Annotated in this window: 19 protein-coding genes and 1 other RNA gene; 13 read left to right on the forward strand and 7 right to left on the reverse strand. The window is 54.1% G+C overall.

Annotated elements, in window-relative coordinates; translation table 11 throughout:
* Positions 1 to 2 precede the first annotated feature (2 nt).
* Positions 3 to 1451, reverse strand: coding sequence for a tagaturonate reductase (locus WH298_RS07020; RefSeq protein ID WP_180823703.1), 1449 nt, complete (start codon positions 1449 to 1451; stop codon positions 3 to 5).
* A gap of 2 nt (positions 1452 to 1453) precedes the next feature.
* Entirely contained in the window at positions 1454 to 2869 is a 1416-nt protein-coding gene (gene uxaC / locus WH298_RS07025) for a glucuronate isomerase (RefSeq protein WP_180822551.1), read from the reverse strand.
* 444 nt (positions 2870 to 3313) lie between these two features.
* On the opposite strand from uxaC, the gene exuR reads away from it, so the two are divergent.
* From exuR to WH298_RS07070, 9 genes are all read left to right on the forward strand, one after another.
* Positions 3314 to 4087, forward strand: a complete 774-nt coding sequence (gene exuR, locus WH298_RS07030) for a transcriptional regulator ExuR (RefSeq protein ID WP_007890367.1) — start codon at positions 3314 to 3316, stop codon at positions 4085 to 4087.
* A gap of 334 nt (positions 4088 to 4421) precedes the next feature.
* Positions 4422 to 5099 carry a DedA family protein gene (locus WH298_RS07035; protein ID WP_007890366.1) on the forward strand — a complete coding sequence of 226 codons (678 nt, stop codon included), beginning with the start codon at positions 4422 to 4424 and terminating at the stop codon, positions 5097 to 5099.
* Positions 5096 to 5464: an EnvZ/OmpR regulon moderator MzrA gene (mzrA, locus tag WH298_RS07040; RefSeq protein ID WP_007890365.1), complete on the forward strand. Its 369-nt coding sequence runs from the start codon at positions 5096 to 5098 to the stop codon at positions 5462 to 5464. Before WH298_RS07035 ends, mzrA begins: the two co-directional genes overlap by 4 nt.
* Before the next feature lie 174 nt (positions 5465 to 5638).
* Positions 5639 to 6010: a DUF1090 domain-containing protein gene (locus WH298_RS07045; protein ID WP_152929102.1), complete on the forward strand. Its 372-nt coding sequence runs from the start codon at positions 5639 to 5641 to the stop codon at positions 6008 to 6010.
* 35 nt (positions 6011 to 6045) lie between these two features.
* Positions 6046 to 6351, forward strand: a complete 306-nt coding sequence (locus WH298_RS07050) for an ElaB/YgaM/YqjD family protein (RefSeq protein WP_180822552.1) — start codon at positions 6046 to 6048, stop codon at positions 6349 to 6351.
* Positions 6352 to 6353: 2 nt separating this feature from the next.
* A complete protein-coding gene (locus WH298_RS07055; RefSeq protein WP_180822553.1) occupies positions 6354 to 6752 on the forward strand; it encodes a phage holin family protein in 399 nt (132 codons plus the stop codon).
* Positions 6749 to 7033 carry a YqjK-like family protein gene (locus tag WH298_RS07060; RefSeq protein WP_180822554.1) on the forward strand — a complete coding sequence of 95 codons (285 nt, stop codon included), beginning with the start codon at positions 6749 to 6751 and terminating at the stop codon, positions 7031 to 7033. The genes WH298_RS07055 and WH298_RS07060 overlap by 4 nt, the downstream gene beginning before the upstream one ends.
* 206 nt (positions 7034 to 7239) lie before the next feature.
* Positions 7240 to 7650: a DoxX family protein gene (locus WH298_RS07065; RefSeq protein WP_007890360.1), complete on the forward strand. Its 411-nt coding sequence runs from the start codon at positions 7240 to 7242 to the stop codon at positions 7648 to 7650.
* Between the two features lie 80 nt (positions 7651 to 7730).
* On the forward strand, positions 7731 to 8705 hold the full coding sequence (locus WH298_RS07070) for a glutathione S-transferase family protein (RefSeq protein ID WP_049850547.1): 975 nt from the start codon (positions 7731 to 7733) through the stop codon (positions 8703 to 8705).
* Between the two features lie 5 nt (positions 8706 to 8710).
* Here the strand turns inward: WH298_RS07070 and WH298_RS07075 are convergent, their stop codons facing one another.
* The 5 genes from WH298_RS07075 to rsmI all read right to left on the reverse strand — a co-directional run bounded on the left by WH298_RS07075 (position 8711) and on the right by rsmI (position 12455).
* A complete protein-coding gene (locus WH298_RS07075; protein WP_180822555.1) occupies positions 8711 to 9895 on the reverse strand; it encodes a glycosyltransferase in 1185 nt (394 codons plus the stop codon).
* A gap of 110 nt (positions 9896 to 10005) precedes the next feature.
* Entirely contained in the window at positions 10006 to 10335 is a 330-nt protein-coding gene (mdtI, locus tag WH298_RS07080; RefSeq protein ID WP_180822556.1) for a multidrug/spermidine efflux SMR transporter subunit MdtI, read from the reverse strand.
* The gene (gene mdtJ, locus WH298_RS07085) at positions 10322 to 10672 is read right to left on the reverse strand and encodes a multidrug/spermidine efflux SMR transporter subunit MdtJ (protein ID WP_180822557.1); all 351 of its coding nucleotides are present in this window, start codon (positions 10670 to 10672) and stop codon (positions 10322 to 10324) included. Before mdtJ ends, mdtI begins: the two co-directional genes overlap by 14 nt.
* A 507-nt stretch (positions 10673 to 11179) precedes the next feature.
* Positions 11180 to 11558, reverse strand: an RNA gene (gene rnpB, locus WH298_RS07090) — RNase P RNA component class A.
* 33 nt (positions 11559 to 11591) lie between these two features.
* The gene (gene rsmI / locus WH298_RS07095; protein WP_007890355.1) at positions 11592 to 12455 is read right to left on the reverse strand and encodes a 16S rRNA (cytidine(1402)-2'-O)-methyltransferase; all 864 of its coding nucleotides are present in this window, start codon (positions 12453 to 12455) and stop codon (positions 11592 to 11594) included.
* Between the two features lie 62 nt (positions 12456 to 12517).
* On the opposite strand from rsmI, the gene WH298_RS07100 reads away from it, so the two are divergent.
* From WH298_RS07100 to dolP, 4 genes are read left to right on the forward strand one after another with little or no spacing between them, the layout of a single operon-like run.
* Positions 12518 to 14548 carry a penicillin-binding protein activator gene (locus tag WH298_RS07100; protein WP_180822558.1) on the forward strand — a complete coding sequence of 677 codons (2031 nt, stop codon included), beginning with the start codon at positions 12518 to 12520 and terminating at the stop codon, positions 14546 to 14548.
* Positions 14506 to 14901 carry a YraN family protein gene (locus tag WH298_RS07105; RefSeq protein WP_007890353.1) on the forward strand — a complete coding sequence of 132 codons (396 nt, stop codon included), beginning with the start codon at positions 14506 to 14508 and terminating at the stop codon, positions 14899 to 14901. Before WH298_RS07100 ends, WH298_RS07105 begins: the two co-directional genes overlap by 43 nt.
* A gap of 14 nt (positions 14902 to 14915) precedes the next feature.
* Positions 14916 to 15503 (forward strand): DnaA initiator-associating protein DiaA, encoded by a 588-nt coding sequence (gene diaA / locus WH298_RS07110; protein WP_007890352.1) that lies wholly within the window; start codon positions 14916 to 14918, stop codon positions 15501 to 15503.
* Between the two features lie 14 nt (positions 15504 to 15517).
* Positions 15518 to 16090, forward strand: coding sequence for a division/outer membrane stress-associated lipid-binding lipoprotein (gene dolP / locus WH298_RS07115; protein WP_007890351.1), 573 nt, complete (start codon positions 15518 to 15520; stop codon positions 16088 to 16090).
* The last annotated feature ends 19 nt before the right edge of the window (positions 16091 to 16109 follow it).

A 16109-nucleotide genomic window follows, 5' to 3' on the forward strand; every position in this document is an offset into this window, starting at 1 on the left:
CGTTATCTCAGTTGGGTCAGCGCCGTCCGCATCCCGTGGACGATGATGTTTTGCAGGTGTTGGCTTACCGCAGCCACTAATCCTGGCCGCTGAGTTAGATCTTCGCCCCAGTGGTTGGCATCGCTGAGTACCGCGCGCACCAACTGTTCCGGGGTCTGTTTATCGTTATGTACCGCTGGCCATAGCTCAGCAAAACGCTGCAGCCAGTGTTCGTCGTCCTGCAGCGGCCAGCGACGCTCACCCTCTTCACCGCGATAAAATGCCAGCAGCGCGGCAAAGGCGAAGGTCAGACGTGCAGGCCATTGCCCGTTTTGCTGCTGCGCCAGCAGTAGCTGTGGCAGTAAACGGGTACGGAATTTGGTCATGCCGTTTAGGGCAATCGAAAGCAGCGCATGGCGAATAAAGGGATTGCGGAAACGGCGCTGCACCGCGTCGGCGAAGGCGTGCAGCTCATCGCGCGGCAGATCCAGCGTCGGGATCACTTCCTCGCGCAGCAGGGCATCAACAAAGCCGGCAATTTGCGCGTCGTCCATCGCTTCTCCGACGCTCTCCACTCCCGCCTGAAACGCTACCGGCACCAGCGCGGTGTGTGCACCGTTAAGAATCGCCACTTTCTGCGCTTTGTACGGCGTGATGTCATCCACCAGCTTCACTTCCGGCGCCAGCGTGTCAAGCTTCAGCTCCTGAGCCAATGCATCCGGCCCCTGAATCACAAACTGGTAATAGACTTCGCCCGCCACCAGATAGCGATCCTGATAGCCCAACTGCGCCTCAATTGCCGCGCTGTCGGCCGGATAGCCGGTGACAATGCGATCCACCAGCGTGTTGTAGAAAGCACAGTGATCCTGCAGCCAGCGCGCAAACTCCGGCGGCAGCTGCCAATGCTTGATGTAGCGCATTACCAACTCGCGCAGCGTGTCGCCGTTATAATCGATCAGTTCGCAAGGCACGATGAGCCAACCTTTATCGCTGGCCGCAGCAAAGTGGTTAAAGCGCGCCCACAACAACTGCGTCAGCTTGCCGGGAAACGAGGACGCTGGCGCATCGTCCAGCCGATCCTCTGCGACAAAAACAATGCCGGCTTCGGTGGTATTGGAGAACACAAAGCGCATCTGCGGCGCACGCGCCAACGCAAGAAAATCTTCAAATTGTTGATACGGCTGAATTTCACGATTCACGCTACGAATCAGCCGGGTTTCACTCACCTGCTCACCCGCGGCGTTTAGTCCGCGAATCAGCGTGGTGTATAGACCCTCTTGCTGATTTAGCGTCTCTTCCACTACGCGGTTGCGCGGCCGCACCACGACTACGCCCGCGTCGGTGTTTTGATGCTGATTAAGCCAGTCGAGTTGCCAATCGATAAAGGCACGCAGGAAGTTGCCTTCACCGAACTGGATGACGCGCTCGCTATAGTGCGCTCCGGGGAAATTCTGGCGGTTGAGTCGCTGCATCATCAGGCTCCCAGCTCAATGCCGAAGTAATCGCGCGCATTGTTAAAACTGATGTTCTGCACCATCTGCCCTAACAACGCCTCATCGGCCGGCGCTTCGCCACGTTCTACCCAGTTGCCGATCATCTGGCATAGCAGGCGACGGAAATATTCGTGGCGCGTGTAGGAGAGGAAACTGCGGCTGTCGGTGAGCATGCCGACAAAGCGGCTCAGCAGGCCGATTTGCGCCAGCTGGGTCATTTGGCGCTGCATGCCGTCGAGCTGATCGTTGAACCACCACGCCGAACCAAACTGCATCTTGCCCGGTTCGCCTTCACCCTGGAAATTGCCCGCCATGGTGGCCAGCACTTCGTTATCGCGCGGGTTGACGCAGTAGAGGATGGTTTTTGGCAGCGCATTATTGCGGTTTTGCGCATCCAGCAAGCGCGCCAGCGGAATCGCCAGCGGCGCATCGTTGATCGAATCGAAGCCCACATCCGGGCCGAGGATATCGAACTGGCGGCGATTGGCGTTACGCAGCGCGCCAATGTGATACTGCTGCGCCCAGCCGCGGCGCGCATATTCGCTACCCAGCCACACTAGTACCGCACTTTTAAATTGTGCCGTCTCTTCTGTGGAAGGTGCCGCGCCTTGCAGACGACGCGCCAAAATGGCATCCAACGTGGCTTCATCAGCTTCCGCAAACACCACCACATCCAGCGCGTGATCGGAGATTTTGCAGCCGTGCGCGGCGAAGTGATCGAGTCGCTGGCTCAAGGCACGGCGCAGATCGTCAAAGCGCTGTACGCTGACATCCGCCACCTGCTCCAGGCGCTGAATCCACGGCAGGAAACTCTCCAGCTCAATATTAAAGGCTTTGTCCGGACGCCAGCTCGGCAGCACTTTGACGCCAAAACTGCTGTCCTGCGCCAGCTTGCGGTGGTGCTGCAGGTCATCGAGCGGATCGTCGGTGGTACCGACCATCTTCACATTCATCTGCTGCATGATGCCGCGTGCGCTAAATGCATCCTGCGCCAGCAGTTCGTTACACTGCTGCCAAATGACATCGGCGCTCTGTTCATTCAGCAGCACGTCAGTGATACCGAAAGGTCGACGTAGTTCAAGGTGCGTCCAGTGATAAAGCGGATTGCCGATGGTATGCGGCACGGTGCGCGCCCAGGCATTGAATTTCTCACGATCGCTGGCATCACCGGTGCACAACGTCTCCGGCACGCCGTTGGCGCGCATTGCTCGCCATTTGTAGTGATCGCCTTTCAGCCAGATGTCATAGAGGTTGGTGAAGCGGTAGTTGTCGGCAATCTGCTGCGGCGGCAAGTGACAGTGATAGTCGAAAATCGGCTGATCTTTAGCGTAGTCATGGTACAGACGACGGGCGAACTCGGTGTCGAGTAGAAAATCCTCACTCATAAAACGCGACATACCTGCTTCCTCTTTGTGGCCAAGTGGCTTTGACTCAAAGTTATCATACCAATTTAGGCGATCGGGATAATTGTTTGCGATCCGACTCACAATAATGACAGTTTCACTGTGGGTATAGAGATGAGCCCGTAGATAATAACAAATAAGTGTTTGTTTTTAATTAATTTAAAGATAATAAACTTCGAGGGGAGAAGTTTCGCGACAGCATTGAAACCTCAAAGATGTATAACAAGTTGGCACTTGACTCAATTGCTACGCATTTATGGCAGAGGCCAGGAACGTCATGAGTGAGAAAACCAGCCGCTTTCGAATGCAACGTTTAAGCCGTAAGGTAATCTGTTACGAAAGTTATTAATCCTCTTCGGGCTGGCGCTGGCCAGCCCATTTCCTCTATGCGGCTGAAGTGGTATAACAACTCAACTTTATTCCACAGCGGACCGCGCAATGGACCTGACCGAATCACGACGCTTGTATCAACAGCTCGCCAGCGAACTTAAACGCCGTATTGAAGCAGGCGATTACAGCATCGGCGACAAACTGCCCGCCGAACGTCTGATCGCGGAAGAGATGCAGGTGAGCCGCACCGTGGTGCGCGAAGCGATTATCATGCTGGAAGTGGAAGGTTACGTGGAGGTGCGTAAAGGCTCCGGCATCCACGTGATGAGTAATCAGCAGCAGAATCGGGTGGTGACATCCAGCCAGCTGGAGTTTGCTAATTTCGGTCCCTTCGAGTTGTTACAGGCACGTCAGTTGATTGAGAGTAACGTTGCCGAATTTGCCGCCACGCAGGTGACGCGGCAGGACATTGTGGCACTGATGGCGATTCAGGAAAAAGCACGTCAGGAAGATCACTCGCGCGACTCCGCCTGGGATATGGAGTTTCACGTACGCATCGCGCAATCCACGCAAAACAGCGCCTTAGCGGCGATTGTTGAAAAAATGTGGCTGCATCGTCTGCACAATCCCTACTGGCTCAAATTGCATGAGCATATTGATGCCAAAAATATCACCAGCTGGTGTGACGATCACGACCAGATCCTCAAAGCACTCATACGCAAAGATCCCGCCGCCAGTAAGCTGGCAATGTGGCAACATCTGGAAAATACTAAACAGATGCTGTTCAACGCGACGACTGACGATTTCGAATTTAACGTTGATCGTTACATGTTTGCGGAAAATCCGGTCATCCTGCCGGAAGCTAGCGAAAACCCACGCTGATCCTGCTTATTTTTCAGGCATTTTGTTGACGAAAAAGTCAGTTAGTCTGCAATAGTGTCAGCTCATGTAAAGCTCCTTTTGACCACCTGCGTCTAAAGGTAAAACTCCTGTGCGGCAGGCACTTTCCCCTGTCTGGATAACGTTATTTTTGTTACAGTTATCGCCCTTTTATTACCCTTTGCGACAGGGCTTTTAAAAGTCGCTGATTTAACAATCAATTCTGGAAGGATCCGGAAACTCCTGCTCAGGCTGCTTATCTAAAATGTATAACCAACGCCAGTCTGCGCCTAAGCCCCTCACGGGCACGTTTAACAATGATGTTCAGGAATGATTGATGGATATTTTGCAAGCATTGCTGCATGCCTTATGGCAGCAGGATTACGAAATGCTCTCCGACCCCACGCTGGTTTGGGCCATTTATGGTGTGTTGTTCATGATTCTGTTTTTAGAAAATGGACTGCTCCCCGCCGCTTTTCTGCCTGGCGACAGTTTACTGATTCTGGTCGGCGTTCTGATTGCTAAAGGCACCATGGGTTTCCCACTTACTCTGCTGATTTTGACTACCGGCGCCAGCCTGGGTTGCTGGGTGAGTTACATCCAGGGGCGATGGCTGGGTAACACGCCCACCGTGCAAAACTGGCTTTCGCATTTGCCCGCGCAATATCACCAGCGCGCGCACGCCCTGTTCCATCGCCACGGCTTATCTGCCCTGCTGATTGGTCGCTTTATTGCCTTTGTGCGTACTTTGCTGCCTACCATCGCGGGTCTTTCTGGCCTGAGTAACGCGCGCTTCCAGTTCTTTAACTGGGTAAGTGGCTTCCTGTGGGTACTGATTCTCACCGTGCTGGGCTTCGCGCTGGGCAAAACGCCGATTTTCCGTCGTTACGAAGATGAGTTGATGTTGTGTCTGATGCTGCTGCCGCTAGTGCTGCTGGTGATCGGCCTGGTTGGTTCTTTAGTCGTGCTTTGGCGTAAGCGTCAGTCAACTCGCAACGGGAATTCACAGCCATGATCAAACTCCGTGGATTCCCAAGGCGTTTACTGCCTTGGGCGCTGGGTGGCGCCTTCGCGTTGCTGGCCGTCTGTTTCATTCCGAACTTGATGCAGCATGAAACCGTGGTGCAAATCCGCGTGGCGAATAGCGGCACCAATCTGCCCGATGGTTTTTACCTGTATCAGCAACTTTCCGCGCAGGGCGTGCGTATCAAAAGTATTACGCCCTCTGGCGACGCGCTGGTGATTCATTTTGAGAATGAAGAACAGAGTCTGGCGGCACAGAAAGTTCTGAAACGCCTGTTACCACAAGGCTTCGTTGTGGCTGCCGGCCCACAGGCTTCGCAGCAATATCCTGACGCCACTCGCCCAACATACAGTTAAATGTTACCGCCTGACGCTAAGTCGGGCGGTAAGCTAATCCTCGCTATCCCCGCGTCTTCTTTGAATTTTTTCGTCTGCTGTCTATCCTTAGAGGTAGCGTAAGCCTAAGACATGCTGGGATGCCTCTCCTGTCCGGTCTATGGCAGGTCATCAACAATGGAAGGTCACTACCTGATGAAACATCAATTACTGCTAGGTGCTATTCTTTTCTCACTCTCGGGTTCGCTGCTGGCGGCTGAATCGCTCTGCCAACAAAAAGAGCAAGATATTCAGCGCGAGATCGATATGGCGAAGCAGCATGACAACCAGCGCCGCGTAACCGGGCTGGAGCGTGCGTTGACCGAAGTCCGCGCAGGCTGCACCGATGAGAAACTGAAATCGGCACACAGCGAACGCATCGCAGAGCAGAAGCATAAAATCGCCGAGCGCGAGCGTGAGCTGAAGGAAGAGCGTCAGGACGGCGATAAAGACAAAATTGAGAAGCGCGAACGTAAGCTAGAAGAGGCACAGCACGAACTGAAAAAGCTTGAAGCTGAACCTTATTAATCGGACTTAACTACATGCTGTAAAAGGAGATTTCCATGGCTAAAGAAACAACATCTGAACATCTGCGCGCTGAATTGAAAAATCTGGCTGATACCCTGGAAGAAGTGCTGAGTAGCTCAGCAGATAAATCCAAAGGCGAGCTGGATAAACTGCGTCATAAAGCGCGTGGTGCTATTGAAAGCTCCCGTGAACGCCTGGGTGATTCTGGCGAACGTATCGCACAAACCACGCGTGAAGCGGCGGAAAAGGCAAATGAATACGTGCGCGACAATCCATGGCACGGCGTAGGCATCGGGGCAGCGGTAGGAATTCTAATCGGCATTTTAATCTCACGGCGTTAATGATGAGTGATAGTCAGCAAAGCCACGGCCCCGGCAAAGGGGTCTTTAACATCGGTCAGCGGATAGTTACCACTTTGGTTAGCATGGTCGAGACGCGTGTCCGACTGGCGATCGTGGAACTGGAAGAGGAGAAGGCAAACCTGATTCAGATGCTGATGATGGTTGGCCTGACCATGCTGTTCACCGCTTTCGGTCTAATGAGCCTGATGGTGCTTATCATCTGGGCGGTCGATGCACAATATCGTCTGATGGCCATCGCGATCACCACTGGCGTGCTGTTTGCGCTGGCGTTGATCTTCGGTTTATGGACCCTTTACAAATCGCGCCAGTCAACGCTGCTGCGTCATACGCGTAAAGAGCTGGATACCGACCGCACGCTGTTGGAGGAGCATCGCTCATGAGCCGCCGCGAGCGTGAAGCCCGCATTCACGAACTGCTGAATCAGGTGCAGCAGCAGCGGCTCGATCTGAGCGCCGATGGTCGTGACTGGCTGGCTGGCACCGCGCAGTACGATCGTGGTTGGTTAACCATTATCGGTATGCGTCGTTATCTGGCGATTGGTAGCAGCGCACTGGCCATTTGGTCGATTCGCAGCCCCAATCGTCTGCTGCGCTGGGCTAAGCGCGGTTTCGGCGCCTGGAGCACCTGGCGCATGATCATATCGACGCTAGAAAAGCGCTAATCCCTCTACTTAAAACCGGATCGTAATGGTCCGGTTTTGTTCCCCTCAAATTTACTGAACAACATTGACAGTTTATCTCGCTTACAACTCTTTCATCCTGCGATTATTATCTCCCTCCATCAGCCCAGTGAACTGAAACAACCGGTTCAGGGGATTAAAAACCCGCAGGCCAACAACCTGCCACAAAAACCTTGTTGGAGTAGATGATGAAAAAATTCGAAGACTCAGGCCTGCTGGTAGCACGCGTATTAATGACCATTCTGTTTATTACTGCAGGCTGGGGCAAAATCACCGGTTATGCCGGTACCGCACAATATATGCAGGCGATGGGCGTCCCTGGCTTCCTGCTGCCGCTGGTTATTCTGCTGGAGTTCGGCGGCGGTCTGGCGATTCTGTTCGGTTTCCTGACGCGCTTTACTGCACTGTTCACCGCTGGCTTCACCCTGCTGACGGCGTTCCTGTTCCACAGCAACTTCGCTGAAGGCGTTAACCAGCTGATGTTCATGAAAAACCTCTCCATCGCCGGTGGTTTCCTGGTGCTGGGCTTGGTTGGTCCAGGTGCTTACAGCATTGACCGCCTGATTCGTCAGCGCGCTCAGCCAGCGACAGCACGCTAAGCAGCACAAGCGTTAGAGAACACATATACTGAATGATAGGGGCGGGGATTTTCCTCGCCCCTTTTTATTATGGAGGGCTTATGGGACAGCTGATTGACGGTGTCTGGCACGACACCTGGTACGATACGAAGTCAACCGGTGGCCGCTTCAAACGCACAGAAGCCGTCTGGCGCAACTGGATTACCGCTGATGGCAGCGCAGGACCCACCGGCAACGCGGGCTTCGCCGCCGAACGGGGCCGTTATCATCTGTATGTCTCTCTCGCCTGTCCGTGGGCACATCGCACGCTGTTGATGCGCCAACTCAAAGGATTAGAAGAGATGATTTCGGTTTCGGTGGTACATCCGCTGATGCTGGAGAACGGCTGGACTTTCGACGACAACTTCCCCGATGCCACCGGCGACGCACTGTATCAAAAAGAGTTTCTCTATCAGATCTATCTGCATGCCGATGCGCACTATAGCGGGCGCGTTACCGTCCCGGTGCTGTGGGATAAAACCCAGCAAACCATCGTTAGCAATGAATCTGCCGATATCATGCGCATGCTGAACAGCGCGTTTGATGCGCAGGGCGCTCGCGCGGGGGACTATTATCCAGCTGAACTGCGCGACAAGATTGACGACGTGAATGGCTGGATTTACGACACGGTGAACAACGGCGTCTATAAGAGCGGTTTTGCCACTTCGCAGGCAGCTTACGATGAATCGGTGACAGCGTTGTTCCATTCACTGGCGCGTCTGGAACAGATACTGGGTCAGCATCGCTATCTCACCGGCGATAAGCTTACTGAAGCCGATCTGCGACTTTGGACGACTCTGGTGCGCTTTGATCCGGTCTACGTCACCCACTTTAAGTGCGACCGTCACCGTATCAGCGATTACCGCAATCTCAGCGGCTTTCTGCGCGACATCTACCAAATGCCCGGCATTGCCGATACGGTTAACCTGCCGCATATCCGCCATCACTACTATTGCAGCCACAAAACCATCAACCCAAGCGGCGTTATTTCACTCGGCCCAGCCTTTGACTGGGATGAGCCACACGGCCGGGGCTGATGTACTTAGCCAGCCATCGGAATAAGATGGCTGGTTTCGAGTGGCACAGACGCATAAATCTCACTCAGGCGCTGCTGGAAAATAAGCGGATCGTGCTGAATGCGAATGCGCTCCATCGCCTGGGCTGAGCGCAGACTGATCGCTTGTCGATTCTCAACTGCATCCATAATGTGCACTTTTAGCTGTTCCACCAGTGCCTTCCTGATCGCGTCCTTCGCCTGCAGTGAATCAACCGAATATTCATACATCTCGTTAGTCGGACACTCGATTAACCAACCCGCAGTGGCGGGATTGATCTCAGGTAGCGCGCGAATATTGGTACTGATCACCGGGCAACCGCACGCCTGCATTTCCAGCACAGAGAACCCGTAGGTATCTTGCCAGGTGGGCAGCAGCCCCACATCGGTCTGCTGCAACTGCGCTATCACTTCATCAGGTGTCAGACAGGTTTTGTGCTGGAAAATGGGCAACTTCTGCAGTGATGTTTCAATTTGGCTGCAGAAGATGGCTGAATCCTGAAAATGACGATGCGCAATATTGTGTCGACGAGATACATCACCGATCAGCGTAACCTGCACGCTATCTTGATCGATCGCTCCCGCCTCGAATAATTCCGTAAATGCCAGCACCACTTCGGCCCCTCCTTTGCGGTAAAACTCATTACCTACAAATGTGAACTGCAGTTTATCTGCTGAGACCGCGCGAGGCTGTGATGCTAATAAAGGCTGAGGCGGGTGCAACACGCGAATTTTACTGGCGATGGTGTCCTGATAAGCAGGAAAACTGCTCAGCAACTTAAGCTGAATATTGCGTGTCGCCTCTGAAATAGCAATGAGGCCAATGCATGCTGGTGCGGCCACCCATTTCATTTGGGCATGCAGTTCAGGATTATCGACTTTGCTTATGCCAGCAACCGGCAGTACGCGTGGAATCTCCGTTTCAAAGGTGGCGACCCATTTAATTGGGCTAATTGCCACTTCATTAAAAAGATGGATTACCTCAACGTCGGCTGGCATAAAACCCGGTATGCCCTGGAAACGGAATATTTTGTTTTTCTTTAATAATCTTTGTCTGATCGCGTTGAGGTAAAAATAGAGGTTTCTTTTTTTACCATTAATATAGTGATAATCCGCGTTCACCAGGATATTCCGTTTCTCCGGATATCCTTCTCCGCTGGTGATGATCTTCATGATGTTTGCTGAGCCTTAAGCCAAAATGGGGGCCTAATGCAACCAAACTTCTCTGGTCATGACTTCAAGAGCGGTCTTGAAAGTGGGATTATCACTTGGTTTCAAAGATCTCAGGCAAATTTTATGAGGATCATCCCCACTAACAGTAGCCCGACACCTAACCAGCCAATGCGGGATAACCTTTGCCCAAACAGTATCCAGCCCGCGGCTACCGTGGCCACTAAACCCAACCCGCCCCATAACGCGTAGGCGACCGTCAAATCGATGCCTTTCACTGCCTGAGCCAACACGCTGAATGCTGCCAACACCGCAACCAGCGATAACACGCCAAATAGCGGACGACGGAAACCATTCGAGTATTTCAGAAATATATTGGCGACGATCTCCAGGCCAATGGCCAGCACCAGCCACGCAATATGTATCCAGTTAAACGTTGCCATGACGCAGCTCCTTACGGCTCAGCGTGCCCGTTTTGATCAGCACGATGCCAGCAATTAATGTCATCAGACCGGCGACTTTAACAGCAGATAAAACCTCATCGAATAGCAACACGCTAAACAGCGTAATAAACAGAATGCCAACGCCTTCCCACATGGCATAAGCCACGCCAAGCGCAATACGCTTAATCGCAAAAGATAAACAAATATAAGATAGTGCAATCATCACCAGCATAAAAATATAACCGGCGTTGCCACCGTTAACACTGGCCCATTTCATGGAAACCGTGCCAATAATTTCCGCCGCGATGGCTAGTGCTAATAAAATCCAATACAGCATGATTTCTCTCCTGAACGAGAAATAAACGCCATCCACGCGAAAATATGCGTGTTAGCAATGTTAAATTAAAAATGTAGAAAAGGAGAGAGTAGCTCTAAAGCGCGAAGCGCCAGTGCTGATCGCAGATTGGGCAATTGGAGTCAAAGAGAGAAGAAGAGATACAGGCTTTATTTGGTGAAAACATTTTGTCCATAAAATTACAACTTATCCACGTTGTTGCTTCTCGTCAGTGTGGATTAAATTTGTCCTCAGTAGTTATACACGCGCCTATTCTGGCATAGCCTCAAGTATATTTTCCGGGATTTTCATTTCTTTACGTGAGAGGACTTAATTAATCCTATACGAGTTTGTGCCCTCACCCACGGGAGAGGAAACCGATGGTTGCAGTCTGACAGCTCGCGCGATCGGTCCCTTCTCCCGCCTGCGGGAGAAGGTTAGGATGAGGGACAGCACGCACCCAACCCGCATAAAACACAAAACCCGCCGAAGCGGGTTTGTGTTTAAAAAAGTCGAAACTGACCGATAAGCCGGGTTCTGTCGTGGACAGTCATTCATCTAGGCCAGCAATCGCTCACTGGCTCAAGCAGCCTACCCGGGTTCAGTACGGGCCGTACCTTGTGAACCCCTATTTGGCCTTGCTCCGGGTGGAGTTTACCGTGCCACGAACTGTTGCCAGCCGCGCGGTGCGCTCTTACCGCACCCTTTCACCCTTACCTGATCCCATTACTGGGCCATCGGCGGTTTGCTCTCTGTTGCACTGGTCGTAGGCTTGCGCCCCCCAGGCGTTACCTGGCACCCTGCCCTATGGAGCCCGGACTTTCCTCCCCTTTGCCCGTCTCCCCCCGAAAGAGGACGACGACAAAGCGGCGACTGTCTAGTCAGCTTCGGCGCGGGATAATAGGCGATCCGCCGCCGTTTGTCACGCCTCTTGCTGCTCCAGCGCGTACTTATAGAGTGCGTTCTTCTTAACGCCATGAATTTCCGCCGTCAGCGCGGCCGCTTTCTTCAATGGCAGTTCTTTTTGCAACAGCGCCAGGGTACGCAGCGCTTCGGCGGGCAGCGCCTCTTCATCGGCTTTATGGCCTTCGACAATCAGCACCATCTCGCCTTTACGGCGGTTCTCATCTTCCAGCACCCATGCCAGCAGCTCGCCCACCGGCGCCCCATGCAGCGACTCCCAGGTTTTGGTCAACTCACGCGCCAGCACCACATAGCGCTCGCCGCCCCAAACGCTGACCATATCCTGCAGGCTATCGATAAGCCGATGTGTCGACTCGTAGAAAATCAGCGTTCGTGGCTCCTCACCCAGCGCACGCAGCACATCACAGCGCCCTTTACTTTTGGCCGGCAGAAATCCTTCGTAACAGAAACGATCGGACGGTAACCCCGCCGCGCTTAATGCTGTGATCGCGGCGCAGGCGCCAGGTAACGGCACCACGCGCACGCCCGCTTCACGGCAGCGACGCACCAAATGATAGCCAGGATCGTTGATTAACGGCGTGCCCGCATCGGAGACCAGCGCGATGCTTTGGCCCTCTTGCAGCCTGGCTAAAAGCACCTCGGCTTTCTGCTGTTCGTTGTGGTCGTGAAGTGCGAAGAGTCGCGCATTGATGGCGAAATGTTGTAGCAACAGCCCGGTATGACGTGTATCTTCCGCTGCGACTAGATCGACGCTTGAGAGCACCGTCAACGCTCGTTGAGTGATATCACCCAGGTTACCGATCGGGGTAGGAACGATATAGAGCGTGCTGGCAGAAATCTCTGCCCGATCGAGTTGTTTCATTGTTTCATCCGAATTGCCGATTTAATATTGAGCATCTTGAAAAAAACATCACTGGATACAGTATGCTTCCTTCAAAAGTCGTACGTCATAAAGCAGGACGCTTAGTACCTGTTCTTCTCGCTGGGCTGATTTTAGCCGCATGTAGTGGTCAGGGACCGCAACAAACCTCTAACGTCAATATTCAGGGTCCTGCGACAGGCCGATCTGACTATTATCTGCAGCAGGTGCAGCAAAGCAGCGATGATAGCAAGACCGACTGGCAATTACTTGCCATCCGTGCCCTGTTGAAGGAAGGAAAGTATCCGCAGGCGGCGAATCAGCTCAATCAACTGCCGCAGCAACTGAGTGATGTGCAACAGCAAGAACTGCTACTGCTGCGCGCACAGATGCAGATTGGCCAGCAGGATTACAGCGGAGCGCAGCAGCTGCTTGGCCAGGTGAAAAGCGGCGACTTATCGTCAGATCAGCAGGTGCGCTACTACGCGCTGCAAATCGCAGCCGCACAAAATCGTCCGTCGCTCGCGCTGCTGCGCGCCTATATTGCTCAGGAACCGCTGCTGAAAGGGGCCGATCACCTCAGCAATATTGATGCGACCTGGCAAGCGCTGACGCAGATGACTCAGGATCAAATCAACAGTCTGGTCATCAATGCGGATGAAAACACGCTGCAAGGCTGGCTGGATCTGCTGAACACCTGGCGCGCAAACAGCCAGGATCCACAGATGTTGAAAGCGGCGATACAGGACTGGCAAACGCGTTATCCGCAGAATCCGGGCGCGAAAACCCTGCCAACCCAGCTTAGCCAGGTACAGAATTTCACTAAAGCCTCCACCAACACCATTGCCCTGCTGCTGCCACTCAACGGCCAGGCGCAAGTGTTTGCTAACGCGATCCAGAAAGGCTTCACCGATGCCCGTAATGGCGTGCTCAATGCGCCTGCGCCACAAGCGGCCCCAGCACCTGCCGCAGCCGATGCCAATGCTCAACCTTCCGCTGACAGTAATACCGAGGCGAACAGCGTGGTGAGCCCAGCCATGGCGGGTAACACACCGCAGCAAACTGAACAGCCGCAGCCTGCCGCTCAGCCCGCAGCAGCCCAGGCCGACAGCAATGCGCAGGTGAAAGTGTATGACACCAGTAGCCAGCCGATAGCCCAAATCATGCAGCAGGCCCAGCAGGATGGCGCCACACTGGTGGTTGGCCCGCTGTTGAAAAACGACGTGGAACAGGTGGTTAATAGCCAAACGGCGCTGAACGTATTGGCGTTGAATGAGCCAGAACAGATCCAGAACCATCCGAATATTTGTTATTTTGCGCTTTCTCCTGAAGACGAAGCGCGCGATGCCGCGCACCATATCTACGATCAGGGCAAACGTCAGCCGCTGCTGCTGGTTCCACGTAGCAGTTATGGCGATCGCATCAGCAAAGCGTTTGCGCAGGAGTGGCAAAAGCTGGGTGGTTCAACCGTGCTGCAGCAGCGTTTTGGTGGCGTGGCAGAACTGAAACAAGGTATCAATAGCGGTGCAGGTATCGCGCTAAGCGGTACGCCGTTGACCGTTGAGCCAGAGCAATCACAGGGTGTAGCGATTGCCGGCCTGACGATTCCGGCCCCACAAGCTAGCGCACCGGCGCCCACCGCCGATACCAGCGGCGGCAGCGTAGATGCGGTGTACATTGTTGCCAGCCAGGATGAACTGCAGCTGATCAAGCCGATGATTGCGATGCGCACCAGCAGCCGTAACAATACCGCGCTGTATGCCAGTTCACGCAGCGCGCAGGCCGGGGCTGGACCCGATTTCCGTCTGGAGATGGATGGTTTGCAATTCAGCGATATTCCGCTGCTGTCCGGCAGTAATCCGGGTCTGATGCAGCAGGCGGCGAAGTCGTTTAACAACGATTATTCGCTGGTTCGTCTCTACGCGATGGGCATTGATGCCTGGACGCTGGCGAATCACTTTAACCAGATGCGTCAGGTGCCAGGCTTTGCCATTGATGGCAACACCGGCAAGCTGAACGCCGACACGGATTGCGTGATCAACAGGAAGTTGGCATGGAACCAATATCGTCAGGGACAGATCGTTCCGGTGCAGTAAACCGCCAGCGTATTGGCGCTGAGCAGGAACAACTGGCGCGCCGCTATCTGGAGCGCGCCGGGCTGCAGTGGTTCGCCAGCAATGTGCACTGTCGCAGCGGGGAAATTGACCTGATTATGCGCGACGCCGATTGTTGGGTTTTTGTTGAAGTGCGCTATCGGCGCGATGCCCGCTACGGCGGTGCCGCCGCCAGCGTCACGCGTCAGAAACAACAAAAGCTGCTGCGTGCCGCCGCGCTCTGGTTGCTGGCGCGCGGCGGTAGTTTTGATACGGTGAATTGCCGTTTTGACATCATTGCCATTACCGGGCGTGAGCTGGAGTGGCTGCCCGATGCCTTTAATGCCGATGGATAGAACCAGGTGGTCTTGTGCAGGACAGAATTAAAGCGTGTTTTACCGAGAGTATTCAGACCCAAATCGCCGCAGCCGAAGCGCTGCCCGATGCGATTTCCCGCGCCGCGATGACGCTGGTGCAGTCGCTGCTGAACGGTAACAAAATCCTTAGCTGCGGTAACGGTGCGTCGTCGGCCAACGCCCAGCATTTTGCGGCCAGCATGATCAACCGTTTTGAGACGGAACGTCCCAGCCTGCCTGCGCTGGCGCTGAGCGCTGATAATGTGATGCTGACGGCGATTGGTAACGATCGTCTGCACGATGAAATTTACGCCAAGCAGGTTCGAGCGCTTGGTCAGGCTGGTGATGTACTGCTGGCCATTTCTACCCGTGGCAACACCCGCGATATCGTTAAAGCGGTTGAAGCTGCGGTTACCCGCGATATGACCATCGTTGCGTTAACCGGCCATGATGGCGGTGAGCTGGCGGGCCTGCTCGGTCCGCATGATGTGGAAATTCGCATTCCATCACATCGCAGTGCCCGCATTCAGGAGATGCATATGCTGACGCTGAACTGCCTGTGCGATTTGATTGATAACACTTTATTCCCACACCAGGAATGACTGAAGGAGCTCAAATGAAAGCATTGAACGCTGTCGCCATTCTCTTAACCGCCCTGCTGCTGCAAGGCTGTGTCGCCGTGGTCGCAGGCAGTGCTGCCGTGGCCACGAAAACCGCCACCGACCCGCGCACCGTGGGCACGCAGGTGGATGACGGTACGCTGGAGCTGCGCGTCACCAACGCGCTGGCAAAAGATGAACAAATCAAAAATCAGGCGCGCGTGGTGGTGACGGCCTATCAGGGCAAAGTGCTGCTGACCGGTCAATCACCGACCCCAGACCTGGCGAGCCGCGCTAAGCAGATCGCCATGGGCGTAGATGGCGCCACCGAGGTGTACAACGAAATCCGTAGCGGCCAGAAAGTCAGCTTCGGCACTTCGTCGTCAGATACCTGGATCACCACCAAAATCCGCTCACAGCTGCTGGGTAGCGATCAGGTGAAATCATCCAACGTGAAAGTGACCACCGAAAACGGTGAAGTGTTCCTGCTGGGTCTGGTAACAGCACAGGAAGCGCAGGCAGCGGCGGATGTCGCCAGCCGAGTGAGCGGCGTGAAGCATGTCACCACCGCATTCACTATTCTCAAGTAAGCGTTAAAGCAGAACATCA

It is taken from the genome of Pantoea nemavictus (genome assembly GCF_037479095.1).
Taxonomy (GTDB): Bacteria; Pseudomonadota; Gammaproteobacteria; order Enterobacterales; family Enterobacteriaceae; genus Pantoea; species Pantoea nemavictus.

Bases quoted from the DNA above. Each gene is read 5' to 3' on its own strand.
- WH298_RS07020 (WP_180823703.1), bottom strand. From the start codon at position 1,451: ATGCAGCGACTCAACCGCCAGAATTTCCCCGGAGCGCACTATAGCGAG.
- uxaC (WP_180822551.1), bottom strand. From the start codon at position 2,869: ATGTCGCGTTTTATGAGTGAGGATTTTCTACTCGACACCGAGTTCGCC.
- exuR (WP_007890367.1), top strand. From the start codon at position 3,314: ATGGACCTGACCGAATCACGACGCTTGTATCAACAGCTCGCCAGCGAA.
- WH298_RS07035 (WP_007890366.1), top strand. From the start codon at position 4,422: ATGGATATTTTGCAAGCATTGCTGCATGCCTTATGGCAGCAGGATTAC.
- mzrA (WP_007890365.1), top strand. From the start codon at position 5,096: ATGATCAAACTCCGTGGATTCCCAAGGCGTTTACTGCCTTGGGCGCTG.
- WH298_RS07045 (WP_152929102.1), top strand. From the start codon at position 5,639: ATGAAACATCAATTACTGCTAGGTGCTATTCTTTTCTCACTCTCGGGT.
- WH298_RS07050 (WP_180822552.1), top strand. From the start codon at position 6,046: ATGGCTAAAGAAACAACATCTGAACATCTGCGCGCTGAATTGAAAAAT.
- WH298_RS07055 (WP_180822553.1), top strand. From the start codon at position 6,354: ATGAGTGATAGTCAGCAAAGCCACGGCCCCGGCAAAGGGGTCTTTAAC.
- WH298_RS07060 (WP_180822554.1), top strand. From the start codon at position 6,749: ATGAGCCGCCGCGAGCGTGAAGCCCGCATTCACGAACTGCTGAATCAG.
- WH298_RS07065 (WP_007890360.1), top strand. From the start codon at position 7,240: ATGAAAAAATTCGAAGACTCAGGCCTGCTGGTAGCACGCGTATTAATG.
- WH298_RS07070 (WP_049850547.1), top strand. From the start codon at position 7,731: ATGGGACAGCTGATTGACGGTGTCTGGCACGACACCTGGTACGATACG.
- WH298_RS07075 (WP_180822555.1), bottom strand. From the start codon at position 9,895: ATGAAGATCATCACCAGCGGAGAAGGATATCCGGAGAAACGGAATATC.
- mdtI (WP_180822556.1), bottom strand. From the start codon at position 10,335: ATGGCAACGTTTAACTGGATACATATTGCGTGGCTGGTGCTGGCCATT.
- mdtJ (WP_180822557.1), bottom strand. From the start codon at position 10,672: ATGCTGTATTGGATTTTATTAGCACTAGCCATCGCGGCGGAAATTATT.
- rsmI (WP_007890355.1), bottom strand. From the start codon at position 12,455: ATGAAACAACTCGATCGGGCAGAGATTTCTGCCAGCACGCTCTATATC.
- WH298_RS07100 (WP_180822558.1), top strand. From the start codon at position 12,518: ATGCTTCCTTCAAAAGTCGTACGTCATAAAGCAGGACGCTTAGTACCT.
- WH298_RS07105 (WP_007890353.1), top strand. From the start codon at position 14,506: ATGGAACCAATATCGTCAGGGACAGATCGTTCCGGTGCAGTAAACCGC.
- dolP (WP_007890351.1), top strand. From the start codon at position 15,518: ATGAAAGCATTGAACGCTGTCGCCATTCTCTTAACCGCCCTGCTGCTG.